The organism is Ignavigranum ruoffiae (assembly GCF_023195815.2).
Taxonomy (GTDB): domain Bacteria; phylum Bacillota; class Bacilli; order Lactobacillales; family Aerococcaceae; genus Ignavigranum; species Ignavigranum ruoffiae.
In genome coordinates this window covers 1,173,096-1,186,062 of record NZ_CP096206.2, presented here as the reverse complement: position 1 = coordinate 1,186,062, position 12,967 = coordinate 1,173,096, and the positions used below count along the sequence as shown (strand labels likewise).

Here is a 12,967-nt window from a genome sequence, read left to right as displayed (position 1 = left end):
TCGCCTCAGAAATCGCGAGTGCATCAGCGTCAATGAGCCTGTCTGAGTCTATCAGTACATCGTTAAGTCAATCGGCTTCTACTACACCAAGTGAATCAAATAGTCAGTCAGTAAGCCTATCTGAATCTGAATCCATGAGTGCGTCAATCTCAGCGTCCTTAAGTAATTCAGTTTCAGATAATCCGAACCCATCAATGAGTGAATCAGCATCGCTAAGTTTATCAGCCAGCAATTCGCTTTCCGTATCTCTCAGTGATTCTGCTTCAATAAGCCTGTCACTTAATGAGTCTAATTCCGTTAAACCAAGCGAATCAATCAGTAGCTCAACCTCTGAGCTGCCTAGCGAATCTAATACAGAATCAGCGAGTCTCTCTGATTCTCAATCTCTAAGTGAGTCAGCTAGTCTGATCGACTCCACCTCAAATAGCTACTTTGAATCCAATTCTTTACCATCAGTGGAATACCAAGGTATGGCCTTACCATATACGGGTGAAGATAATGGAAACTTAGGACTTTACGGAGCAATATTGACTGGATTAGGATCTTATGCACTTCTCTCAAAGAAAAGGAAAGATTTAAATCGTGGTGAAGAAGGACAACGTTAGTCATTAAGCTTTAATAAATACACGAAGAGACTATCTTAATTAATAAGACAGTCTCTTTGTGTTTATTATGATTGGAATGAATGTTTGCTATGAAAAAGAACCAAATAACTTTGAATTCAGCTTTAAAAAAGAGATTTATTTGTTTATTGACCATTGTTATGATCTACCGCCTAGGCCAAAAAATTCCCTTGCCTTTGTTAGATGTTCAACAGCTGAATCAGAATAATGCCAATAATGATATTTTCTCTATATTTGTAATATTAACCGGGGGGAATATGGATAATTATTCCTTGTTTTCGGTGGGATTAGCTCCTTGGATGACGGCCATGATATTATGGCAAATCTACTCACAGAATAAAAAGAATCAATTAAAAAGATATCCAAAAGATAAAATTGATTTAATTAAATATATCATTTGTTTGCTGATTTCAACGTTTCAATCGGTCGGTGTATATATCATGATTGAAAAAAATAAACTATTGATTGATACTGATTATCCATCGATTTGTACTTTATTGATCCTAGTCATTGTTCTAACTAGTGGTACCTTTCTCTTAGTCTGGTTGGCTAATATCAATACAGAATATGGCTTTGGTGGTATTTCAAGTTTAATTGGAGTCAATGTCATAGTTAGATTTGCAAATAATATTTTTCATATGTTGGTGCAAGTCTCTACATCACAGGACTTATATTTTCAAGTTTCAATAATTCTGATAGCTCTTTTGTTAACCTTACTTTTTCCTGTCTGGATTTTTATTCATTTAATTGAACGCAGATATCCATTAAAAAGGCCAATGATAAATAATAAATATGCCCAGCGAGCCTATATTCCAATTAAGTTGAATACAGCGGGAGCCATGCCGATTATGTTTTCGATATCTTTCTTCATGATTCCCCAATATTTATTAACCATCCTGAATTATATTTTCCCCAAGAATCAAGGGTTGCAATATGCGATGGAACAGATGCGTTTAACAAAACCGTTAGGAATTGTAGTCTACCTATTACTGTTATTTATTCTTTCAATGGGATTTTCGTTTCTGAATTATAATCTGTCAGATTTAGTTGAATCATTGCAAAAAAATGGTGATTATCTATTGGATATCAAACCGGGTCGAATGACTTATCAATTTTTATCTAAGCGATTGCTGAAGTATTCCCTGATTGGTAGTGTATTGCTCATTTTGATATCAGGACTGCCTTTATTGATTTCGCTGGAGAATCCTGACTTATTGAATTTTACCATGTTGCCTGGTTCGCTATTAATTTTAGTTTCAATATTATTCAATTTAATCCAAGAATACAAATTATATCAAATGTCCAATTTATACCAGCCTTTATTTACTTTTTCTAAATGGCGGATTTTATAATCAACTTAGCCACCGCTAAAATATAAAAAAGCCATGTAAATTCATGTTATATTTAAGTCACGACACAAAAATATAAGAAGGATGAATTTACATGACGCAAACCCACTTTACCACATCTGATCGTAAATCAAAACACTTATCGTTCAAAGAACGGAGCCAAATTGAACTTTTGAAAAAACAAGGCTATTCTAACCGAGCCATTGCTCGAATACTGGGACGGGCGCCGCAAACGATTCATAACGAAGTCAAACGGGGTACGGTTGAACAAGTCCGTCAACAAAAGCAACATGGGAAGGTTTATACTTATCAATATTCCAAGTATATCGCGGAAGTCGGCCAAGAAGATTATGAGCATCAGCGTCAACATTGTGGACGTAAACCACTTTGGGCCTATTCAAGTGTCTTTATCGATTGGGCCGATCAACGGATGTTAGAAGATAAGTGGTCACCCGATGTGGTAGTGCATCGCGCCAAGCAGGTCCTCGACATTGATCCGCGTCTGATTCCTTGTACGACGACCCTCTATCATTGGATTGATTGCCAGATTATGCAGACCCGAAATATTGATTTAGTGGAAAAGTTGAAACGACATGCCAAAGTCAGCGCGCCGAAGACTCGACCCCATAAGAAAGTCCTGGGGATGTCCATCGACGAACGGCCTGAGGAAATTAATGCCCGTCAAACTTTTGGTCATTGGGAAATTGATACGGTCATTGGCAAAAAAGGCAAAGATGAACCGGTCTTGTTGACCTTGGTCGAACGGTTGAGTCGTTTTGAAGTCATTCTAAAGATTGAGAACAAGACGGCTCAAGCGGTGGACGCCGCCCTCAAAAGCTTACGAGCACGTGCAAGCGACCACTTTCCGTTACTCTTTAAGAGTATTACGGCGGATAACGGCTTAGAATTTGCGGGGTTGAGTCAAACACTGGCTGACGACGTGGCCGTTTATTTTGCCCATCCTTACGCCTCTTGGGAACGAGGAACCAGTGAAAATCAACACGGGTTGATTCGCCGATTTCTGCCCAAAGAAACCTCGATGAAAGACGTGACTGAAGCCGATTGTCGTCGCATCCAACAATGGATGAACCATTATTCGCGCAAGGTTTTGGACTATCAGACCCCATATGAAATTTTCATACACTGTTTCTATAAAGAAAGACAAGCTCGAGCACACGTGCCAGCTTGACAACGAGCCTCCTTCGGCATGGTTTTCTTGGGGAGGAGGTCAATGACCCACTTGTGAACCAAACTACCATGCCTCAGCTCATTGTCAAGCCGTCACTGGCAGAGAGGATTAATGTTACATAGCTAGTTACCCTAGGTGGCTAACTTATACTTGAAATTTACATACTTTTTCTAAATTATAAAAGAGGGGTAATATGTATATCTTTGTACCGGCACCTGATCAAGAAAATCCTTGGCATTCACCGAGTTTGCCTCATTTTGAGCCAAATTATAGTATGATCTTTGACTCTGTTTTAGGTCGTGCCCAGATGTTTCATCAGTTAGGGGAGGACACTTTACTGTTAATACTGAATTATGCGCCACACTTACGATTGTCCTTGAATAATTACCGTATGACTGGGGTCAAATATATATCATTCTTTGATTGGTTACAAGGATTTGAAGATCGATTGAGTCAGCCGATTCAGCTTGAAGACTTGTCATGGCCTCCAGAATCAGAACTAATTTATACACCTTATCATCTCTTAATTAAGTCTTGCGGACAGATTTATGCTCAAGTCAATTTTAGTCATCAAGGCACCATCATTTATGTGGATTTTTTTAGTCAGGGAAATCTAGAGCAGAGAGTTTATCTGGATGATCGTGGTTATTACTCAATGACTGAGGACTATCGAGCGGGAGAAGCAATTCGACGTGTCTACGTTGATCATGCCGGTAAAGAAGTTCTCGTTCATCATCTAGAGGATGATTCTTGTGAATTGACTAAGCCTTATTTGCCATTAGGGTTTCATCGACACTATGCACACTTGAAAGATTTATTAGCAGACTATTTAGATTATGTTATGGCTGAAGCGTTTAGTGTCGAAGATATATTGATTGTTGGTTCACATCAGGCTCACAATGATTTGTTTATCCCATTCTCTCAGCACCGTAAACTCGTTTTCGCTTTTTCATCTTTTGATAGGCAGGCGATTAAAGATTTGTCTGACATAGCCGGAAATCATAAAATCTTGTTCCTAGTTGATAATCAGTCGCTAAAATCGCAATTAGAAGCAGAGTTTTCTCAGTTAGCACAAGCTGACTCGACCAATGAATGCTTAGTCATCCCAGCTTTTGATAGTCGTTTTGAATTAGGAAAGAGCTCACAAATCAGAGAAAACGAGATCATTGTTATTGTTGATAATATGCCTGAACAAGCCGTTCAAGAAATGATTCGATTGCTCAAAACGTGGTTACCTGATGAGAAATATGTATTAAATTTTATTAGCTTTTCAACGAAGCCTAAGTTCAAGCAACTCATAAATCAATGGCAAGCAGAGCATTCAGCGGAGCAGGAAATTAACGAACTGGTCTTAGAAGAAAGTGAAGAAATCATTCATTGGCATGAGATCAGGGATGACGCTGTCTTTATGAAATTAATGGCTACAGCGCGCATGATGATTGATGTCGGAACGGTGCCCCAAGCTTATGCCCAAATGGCCGCTATCAGCGTGGGAATTCCTCAGGTGAATCGACAGTCTAGCGAATTTGTCCATCATGGTAAAAATGGCTATCTCATTGATGATCTAGGTCAGCTTCCTCGGGCAATTAGTTATTTTACGGATGACTTAGAGAAATGGAACCAAGCTTTAATCTATAATGTCCGCTTGATTGAGACCTACGGCAGCCATCAGCTCGTCCCAGCTTTAAAGCAGAAATTCGAGGAGTATTTCTATGATTACACCCATTAATGTATTACAGATTGGCGAGGGAATTTGGTCTGTCCCGATAACTTATCAAGAAGTATTAAAATGGACCCAATGTGGTTCAGATGATTTGACCAATTTAGTGGCCGAAGATCGTCAGTTTGATTTAATTATTCTTGAAGAAGCTCTTGAAGATCAGACTTTTGCCATTTTATCCTTGTTAGCCAGTCCTTACCGAGTCTGGATAGATCGGCAACTATTTAGTGATCTATCGATAGCTGGTCAACTTTTTTGCCAGAAAATGCAGGCACGTATTGAGGATTTACGCGCTAAGGATACCTTAATCGAGCAAATCGTTCACTCTTATTTTCCCCGTCCATACGGTGAAAAATTAAAAATGAATACCATCTTCTTTAATGAGCAGTTGGTGGGTAGCAAAGTTTACTATGGCAATAATTACATCAATATCTCAGGGATTCAAACCAAAGATTATGTACAGATTGCAGGGTGGAAACAAACAATCTATAAAGATCCCAATCGTAACTTAGAATTTTGGCTAGAGTATATTGGACCTGCTGGCTTATCTCTTCAACTGAAAGTTTATGAATGGGATCAATACGGCAATCTCTTACAAGAAATTAATTTAGCTCTTTCAGGTCGAGATCCGCTAATCGTTGAGAGCAAAAGATATCAAGACGGGACCTATCTTACGGTGAATTTATGGGGTCAAGGGCAGGGCGACCTCTGCTTGGGTGCCCTCCACTGGCGTCATAGTTTAGAGAATGGTTATGCTTTTATTCCAGGCGGTCAGCGGTTTGTGGCAAAAGACCGAAGTGAATTTTTTTATTACTTTTCTCCTGGAAACCTAAAACCTCCTTTAAATGTTTATTTTTCTGGATATCGGCCTCAGGAGGGCTTTGAAGGTTACTTTACGATGAAAGATTTAGAGCATCCTTTTATTCTTTTCAGTGATCCAAGGGTTGAAGGGGGGGCCTTCTACCTTGGCCGTCCAGATTATGAGCAAGCTATCTTGCAAGTCATTCAAGGCCAGCTCAATCAATTAGGCTTCAAAGCCAATGATCTAATTCTTTCTGGATTATCGATGGGAACGTTCGCTGCCCTTTATTATGGTTGTCAACTTCAACCACACGCGATTATTATTGGGAAACCTTTAGTGCATATTGATCTAATAGCTCGGCGCACGGCTTTAGAAAGACCCAATGACTTTCTTACGATTCTGGATATTGTTCAAAGAAATCAAAACTTCATTGCTGATGAGTTAGATCCAGATTTAGATCAGAAATTGTTTGAGAAATTAGATCAGGCGCAATTGAGCCAGACAATCGTTGCCATCGCTTATATGTTACAAGATGATTATGATAATCAGGCCCGAAACAAATTGTTGGCCCATCTATCTAAACAGGGAAGCCATATCATCACCAAAGCTTTAGAAGGACGGCATAATGATGATTCTCCTGGTATCTTTGAATGGTTTATTAGCCAATACCGGCGTATACTCGCTAATGATTTTAGAGAGGAGGAGGCAGATGACTAGGGTACAGATTCCTTGGGGGAGTTTGCATCGATCTTCTTTATTATATGGCAGTCAAATTCAGTATGTGGCAGAGAACAAGGTTATCTTCCAGAATGCTAATTTGCCTTCAGGGATAGCGATTCATCAATGGCATTCTTCCTCGACCTATTATGTTGATAAAAAGGTTGCCAGCTTGCCTTTATTAATTCCTGGTCAACTTTATCGAATAGGTTTACAAGCTCAAAGCCAACCAAATCATAGTGCTTATCTTCGCTTGAAATTCTTCGATATGAGCGATGACCTCATTGAAGAAAGCTATTTACGTCAAGATTCATCGGAATTTACTTATCCAGAACAAGCCAGTTTTTATCAGATAGACTTATTAGCAGCGGGTTTGCAGCGATTAGAGTTTCATTATTTGTGGATCGAAACAACAGACTCAGTAATGAAGCAAACTAATCAATTCTGGTCACTCGATCAAGAATTGACTGGCTTTGGAGAAAGGTTTGATGACATAGAATGGCAGCGACCTGTGCGTCTAATCTTTCTAGAACCGTCTCATTCAGTGAGTCAGAAGTCGATTCATCCAATTATGTTCAAATCAATCAATGGGATAGGACTGTCTTTCCCAGAAAATCAGTGGTACAGTGATCAGATGTTCGAGCACTTGATGAAATTGGTTTTATTTATCCGGCAACATCAAGCTAAGCTTCGATTTGTGGGTTATGGACCTTATAGTAATTGGTTGGCAGTTTATTATGCGACGATGATTGAGCATGATGGATTAGAAATTAGTTTTGACCGCTTTTCTTGGCAAGAATATGCTAATTTATACCGGCAAATACACCATCACCCTAAACCTGACTTTGACCATATTCAAAAGAGCTATCAGTTTGCACATTTCTTTGGTTATCAAGGACAAACATCGATTTCCAAACAATATGTTTTTAGTCGCTTGCTTGATTATTCAGTGAATTTAATCTTTATGTTAGAGGATGAGGCGAATCATGGCTAGAAATCAAAATATATTGAGTTTTAATTATTTTCGCTTACAGAAAGTTAGGCGCAGATTAAAGCAAGTGAACCGCTGGCAAAAAAAGATGCGGGATTGTTCAGATACAGAGCTTCAGCAACAGACTAAAGATTACCAAGCAAGGATTCAAGCGGGCGAGAGCTTAGATGATTTATTACCTGAAGCCTTTGCAACAATGCGCGAAGCGGCTTATCGTATATTGGGGATGTTTGCTTATGATGAACAAATTTTAGGTGGCATCGTCATGCACCAAGGTCAAGTAGCAGAAATGTTAACCGGTGAGGGCAAGACTTTGACAGCTTTATTCCCACTTTATCTCCATGCCTTATCTGGCAAGGGGGCCATATTAGTTACGGCCAATGAATATTTGGCCGTGCGTGATGGCAAGGAAATGAGTCCCGTCTTTCGATGGCTGGGGTTAACGACAGCTATCGGTGTGAAAGAAGATAGCAAAGAACCTGATTTTACCGCTGTTCAAAAGAAGAATATTTATAGCGCTGATGTCGTCTATACAACATACAGTACCTTAGGTTTCGACTATTTAATCGAGAATTTAGCCAGTGAACAAGAAGATCAATACATGCGTCCCTTAAATTTTGTCATCATCGATGAAATCGATTCGGTTCTTTTGGATTCTGCTCAGATGCCTTTAATTATTTCGGGTTCCCCTAGGGTTCAATCCAACTTATATCAACTCTCGGATCAATTTGTCAGAATGTTAGAAGAAGGTCCAGATTTTCGCTTAGATGAAGAACGGGAATCCGTATGGTTGACGGGTCGGGGAATTCAACAAGCCGAAGAATATTTTCAAATCGATAATTTATATCAAAGTAAATATAGCGAACTAAATCGCCATATTCTTCTAGCACTCAAAGCCCATCACTTATTCGAAGAGCATCGAAAATATATTATTGATCAAGGGGAAATTACCTTATTGAATGAAAGTTCTGGTCGTTCCTTACCCGGGACTCGGCTTCAGGCTGGTCAACATCAAGCCATTGAGACCAAAGAATCAGTCAAGTTAACCCAAGAGAAACGAGCCATGGCCTCGATTACTTATCAGAATCTATTCAAAAAATTTAATAGAATGTCGGGCATGTCGGGGACGGTCAAGGTCAGTGAACAAGAATTTAATGAGGTGTATGGTATGGAAGTGATAGCGGTTCCCACCCATCGACCTGTTCAACGTATTGATTATCCTGATCGTATCTATCCAAATTTAGAAGAGAAGATTCTGGCCTCCGTCAAGTTATTGGAAGAAGAACATCACACCGGACGGCCAATTCTGTTAGCCGTCGGCTCTGTTGCCATGTCGAGACTTTATTCTAATATTTTATTACAGAAGGGCATCCCCCATAATGTCCTGAATGCCTATCACATCGCGAAGGAAGCTGAAATCATCGCCATGGCCGGCCACAAAGATGCCGTAACCATTGCGACACCGATGGCTGGTCGGGGCACTGATATTAAGTTAGGACCAGGGGTCGCTGAACTGGGAGGCTTGCTGGTTATCGGCACAGAGAAGATGGTTTCTCAGCGGATAGATTTACAATTAAGAGGCCGGTCAGGTCGTCAAGGCGATCCAGGAGCCAGTGTCTTCTTTGCCTCTTTGGAAGATGACCTGATTCAAAAATGGGGCCTGGTTTCGGATAAAATTCTGTCGAGAAATATTCAGCGAATGAGCCGGTTTAAACGTGGAAAGTATCAGCGACTACTCAACCAAGCTCAAGCGGCCAGTGATTCACATGCTAAAGAAATTCGTCAACAAGCTACGTATATGGATGAAAGTCTTTCGCTTCAACGCGATATGATTTATCGAGAGCGAGAGATTTTGTTAAATGAAGATCATCCGATTCCTTCTCATCAATTACAAGCGATGGCTGAACAGGTGTTTCTAAATTTCCTTGAGAATTCAGTTATTAATCGGCAGACGGTTCAAAATTTTATCGCGTCACATTTAACCTATGAATGGCTAGATCTTGCTGATGAAATTGATTTTAGTGATCAGCTCAGTGTCAAAAATTACTTAATCGAGATTTTTCAATCTGAGTTAGCTAAGAAACGCAAAGACCTAAAATCTGACCATGAATATCATGATTTCGTTCGCAAGGCTCTACTTAAAGCGATTGATGTGGGTTGGATTGAGCAAGTAGACTATTTACAACAATTTAAACAAGTTGTAGGTACACGACAATTGGCCCAGAAAAACATTCTCTATGAATATCACTCTGAAGCCTTGAAAAGCTATGAATGGATGTGTGATTATATTTATCAGAAGGCGGTTCGTTATCTATGTTTGAGCTATATCGATACCAATCCACTCGGTGAGATTGTTGTACATTTTGCTTAATTATAGGAGGAGTTATGACAGTCTATAATTTTAATATGGGAATTGGCTGGGCCAGTTCCGGGGTTGAATACGCCCAATATTATCGGAGTTTAGCTTTTGATTATTTAGATGTTGATGCAAAGTTTATTTTCACTGATTTAATATTAAACGAGAATATTCAAACCTTGACAAGCAATATGGGGTTTAAAGACCAACAGGTGATTTGGTTATATCAAGCCTTTTCAGATCTGCCGATTGAAGCCTCATCTTACCGGCTTGATCAGGTTTTGGCCCAATATGTTCAACAACCGATTCGTTTTGAAAGAGCCGCCAATATTATCCGTTATTATTTTAATGAACAGGGAGACTTTCTGACTTGTTATCTTAAGAAGGGCACGGAAGATATTGTGGATCGGGCCGAATTCGTTTCCCGAAATTGTTTAATTCGAAAAGATTATTATGCCAGCCAACTTTATTTGAGTGAATATTATGTTCCTAAAGATAATCAAGCTAAAGTGCGTTGTCGTCAAATTTATAATCAGGATGGCTCGGTATCTTTGACTGAAATCATTGATGAAGATAAATCAATTTATCGAATTGATCAAGAGATTTTCTATTCGAAGGCAGAATTAGTGGGCTATTTTATCCTAAATTTATCGTTAACCGAACAAGATATCTTGCTGATTGACCGCAGTGCTGATATTGCTGAACCGATCTTTAGATATCATGGGCCGGCCAAGGTTGGCGTAATTGTCCATGCAGACCATTTTAGCGAACCGAATACAACGGACCAACGAATATTATGGAATAATTATTATGAATATCAATTTATGAATGTGGAAGAGGTTGATTTTATCGTGTGTGCCACTCGCCCTCAAAGTCAACTCTTAGCCAATCAGTTCTGGCATTATTATCAGAAAAAGCCGCTGATCTACACGATTCCGGTAGGAAATTTATTGACAATTAAATCAAATCATAATACGCGTCAACCTTATGCTCTGATCACAGCTTCAAGACTTGCTAAGGAAAAACATATTGATTTAATCATCGAAGCGGTGGTCCAAGCTCGTCGACAGATTCCTCAACTTCGCCTAGATATTTATGGAGAAGGTGGCGAAAGGAGTTCGCTCGAAGAGTTAATTAAAGCTAAGCATGGGCAAGATTATATCCATCTCAAAGGGCATCAAGATTTAAACGACATATATCAGTATTATCAAGTCTATGTTTCTGCTTCCATGTCTGAAGGCTTTGGCTTGACCCTGATGGAGGCGATTGGATCAGGCTTAGCCATGATTGGGTTTGATGTTCGTTATGGTAATCAGAATTTTATTCGTCCGCAGGAGAACGGATATTTATTAGCCTTGGGTGATAAATCCAGACCATATTTTATCGACCAGTTGAGCCAAGCGATCATTCAGTTGTTCTCTGCTGATTTATCACAGATGCAAGCGCGATCTTATCAGTTGGCGGAAGAGTTTACCTTAGAAAGAGTCGCAGGAATGTGGCAAGACTTAATCAAGGAGGTTACTCATGCTTAATATTGTAGATCAATTTGGAACGGCCTCGCGTATCTTCTTGACGAGTATGTGGCAAGCTGGATTTAACCATCCCACTTTAGTTCTTGAAGATGATGGTTACCTGCCAGAGAATGTATTCTCTGTTTATCAGTATTTTATGGGTGAGATTGATCAAAACTTTAATTTGAATCAGCAGATACGTACAGCTCGACCTTTTTATTTTAACGAAGTACCGGTTCCTCGTTTCTGGGAAATTTCGGCCGACAACCACTCAGGGCAAATTCATGAGGGACATCATTTGCGAGGCAAAATATTTTATGCTGAACCCTTGCACTTACGCCTAGTTAAACGGGTCGACTGGTATGACGAGACTGGAAATGTACGCTTAGTCGATTGTTATAACAAATTTGGCCGTAAGTTTGGTGAAATGATTTTTGATGCCGATCAAAAACCGGTTCACACGATTTATTATCATCTCGATGGATTCGAGGCGATCGTCTTCAACCATGTGACACAAGATGTCATTTTGAATTACCAGGGGCAAACCTATAAATTTAACGATTATCTTGCATTAGTTCGCTTCTTCTTAGATGAATGTGCAATTAATCAAGAAGAAATTATCTTTAATAGTTTAAGTTATTGTTTCTTTGTCGCCCATACACGAAAACAAGCCAAGCGCAATATCTTATTCTGGCAAGAAGGGATTGGCGACCATTTACCGGGCAATATGCTTACCATGCTGGCCAGTAATCACTATCAAAGCGATATTATTATAGCAAATCCTGTAACTTATCAGAAGATTTTGTCTTTAGTCGATCCAGCGTATCAGCGGAATATTCACTTATTAGGCTATTGTTACCCTCATGCTATCAAGGTCAAAAAAGGACAAAACATCTTAATTTTCACCAATTCGGATCAGATTGAACAGCTTGATAAGATTGTTCATGCTCTCCCTCAATTAGAATTCCAGATCGGAGCCATTACCGAAATGTCTAGTAAACTAATGGCCTTGGAACAAATTGAGAATGTCCAACTCCATCCTAATCTAACTCAGGATAAGATTAACGAGCTATGGGAGCATGGTGATATTTATTTAGATATCAATCGAGGCAATGAAATTTTAGCCGCTGTTGAAACGGCTTATTTACAGAATTTAGTGATTTTTGCTTTTGAGGAAACCATGCATAATGGTGATTATATAGCTGGTCAACATCGATTTAGACTTGACCAGGTGGATCAACTAATCGAAAGATTAGATCAAGTAAGTCAGGATGATCAACAAGCCCAACTAGCCCGTGACAGACAAAGAGTTCATGCCAATGAGATTTCAGTCAAAGAATTCCAGACTGGATTGAAAGGAGTCTTGCAGCGTGAAGAAGCCTAAAAGTCAGCTGGATCATATTATTCAAGAACAATTAAATGATTTAAAAAGTAAAAAAGTTAAACCTGAAGAAAAGAATTCCCACTATTTTATCAAAATTTTTGGTGGTTTAATTTTTCTAGTGGTGGTTGTTAATTTACTATTGAATATTTTGTAGGCAGGGCTCATGATCGTAGCGATAAGTTTCTGACGATTTAACGGTGTATACGATTTAGCCAGAAAATATGCTAAAAATTATTTGTGATTCGTTAAAATTCATCTTATAATAAGAGACTGTGATAATAAGTCAGGGCTCCACTAGCAATTTTTGCTCGGGATTTGTTATAAT

Annotated in this window: 10 protein-coding genes; all 10 read left to right on the top strand. The window is 39.2% G+C overall.

What is annotated here, in order from left to right; genetic code table 11:
- Positions 1–32: 32 nt before the first annotated feature.
- Positions 33–605, top strand: a complete 573-nt coding sequence (locus M0R79_RS05655; protein WP_143440711.1) for an LPXTG cell wall anchor domain-containing protein — start codon at positions 33–35, stop codon at positions 603–605.
- A gap of 80 nt (positions 606–685) precedes the next feature.
- Positions 686–1,975 carry an accessory Sec system protein translocase subunit SecY2 gene (gene secY2, locus M0R79_RS05650; RefSeq protein ID WP_310795402.1) on the top strand — a complete coding sequence of 430 codons (1,290 nt, stop codon included), beginning with the start codon at positions 686–688 and terminating at the stop codon, positions 1,973–1,975.
- Between the two features lie 91 nt (positions 1,976–2,066).
- Positions 2,067–3,161, top strand: coding sequence for an IS30 family transposase (locus M0R79_RS05645; protein WP_248416049.1), 1,095 nt, complete (start codon positions 2,067–2,069; stop codon positions 3,159–3,161).
- Between the two features lie 193 nt (positions 3,162–3,354).
- On the top strand, positions 3,355–4,890 hold the full coding sequence (asp1, locus tag M0R79_RS05640) for an accessory Sec system protein Asp1 (RefSeq protein ID WP_248416050.1): 1,536 nt from the start codon (positions 3,355–3,357) through the stop codon (positions 4,888–4,890).
- The gene (asp2, locus tag M0R79_RS05635) at positions 4,874–6,400 is read left to right on the top strand and encodes an accessory Sec system protein Asp2 (RefSeq protein ID WP_248416051.1); all 1,527 of its coding nucleotides are present in this window, start codon (positions 4,874–4,876) and stop codon (positions 6,398–6,400) included. The genes asp1 and asp2 overlap by 17 nt, the downstream gene beginning before the upstream one ends.
- Positions 6,393–7,394, top strand: a complete 1,002-nt coding sequence (gene asp3 / locus M0R79_RS05630) for an accessory Sec system protein Asp3 (protein ID WP_248416052.1) — start codon at positions 6,393–6,395, stop codon at positions 7,392–7,394. The genes asp2 and asp3 overlap by 8 nt, the downstream gene beginning before the upstream one ends.
- Complete coding sequence (secA2, locus tag M0R79_RS05625) at positions 7,387–9,762, top strand: accessory Sec system translocase SecA2 (protein WP_248416053.1); 2,376 nt, start codon at positions 7,387–7,389, stop codon at positions 9,760–9,762. The genes asp3 and secA2 overlap by 8 nt, the downstream gene beginning before the upstream one ends.
- 14 nt (positions 9,763–9,776) lie before the next feature.
- Entirely contained in the window at positions 9,777–11,279 is a 1,503-nt protein-coding gene (gene gtfA, locus M0R79_RS05620) for an accessory Sec system glycosyltransferase GtfA (RefSeq protein ID WP_248416054.1), read from the top strand.
- Positions 11,272–12,642, top strand: coding sequence for an accessory Sec system glycosylation chaperone GtfB (gene gtfB, locus M0R79_RS05615; RefSeq protein WP_248416055.1), 1,371 nt, complete (start codon positions 11,272–11,274; stop codon positions 12,640–12,642). Before gtfA ends, gtfB begins: the two co-directional genes overlap by 8 nt.
- Positions 12,629–12,796: a hypothetical protein gene (locus tag M0R79_RS05610; protein ID WP_159428795.1), complete on the top strand. Its 168-nt coding sequence runs from the start codon at positions 12,629–12,631 to the stop codon at positions 12,794–12,796. Before gtfB ends, M0R79_RS05610 begins: the two co-directional genes overlap by 14 nt.
- The last annotated feature ends 171 nt before the right edge of the window (positions 12,797–12,967 follow it).

What these genes read in the sequence shown, in the direction of transcription:
- M0R79_RS05655 (WP_143440711.1), top strand. Translation starts at nt 33, where the DNA reads ATGAGCCTGTCTGAGTCTATCAGTACATCGTTAAGTCAATCGGCTTCT.
- secY2 (WP_310795402.1), top strand. Translation starts at nt 686, where the DNA reads ATGTTTGCTATGAAAAAGAACCAAATAACTTTGAATTCAGCTTTAAAA.
- M0R79_RS05645 (WP_248416049.1), top strand. Translation starts at nt 2,067, where the DNA reads ATGACGCAAACCCACTTTACCACATCTGATCGTAAATCAAAACACTTA.
- asp1 (WP_248416050.1), top strand. Translation starts at nt 3,355, where the DNA reads ATGTATATCTTTGTACCGGCACCTGATCAAGAAAATCCTTGGCATTCA.
- asp2 (WP_248416051.1), top strand. Translation starts at nt 4,874, where the DNA reads ATGATTACACCCATTAATGTATTACAGATTGGCGAGGGAATTTGGTCT.
- asp3 (WP_248416052.1), top strand. Translation starts at nt 6,393, where the DNA reads ATGACTAGGGTACAGATTCCTTGGGGGAGTTTGCATCGATCTTCTTTA.
- secA2 (WP_248416053.1), top strand. Translation starts at nt 7,387, where the DNA reads ATGGCTAGAAATCAAAATATATTGAGTTTTAATTATTTTCGCTTACAG.
- gtfA (WP_248416054.1), top strand. Translation starts at nt 9,777, where the DNA reads ATGACAGTCTATAATTTTAATATGGGAATTGGCTGGGCCAGTTCCGGG.
- gtfB (WP_248416055.1), top strand. Translation starts at nt 11,272, where the DNA reads ATGCTTAATATTGTAGATCAATTTGGAACGGCCTCGCGTATCTTCTTG.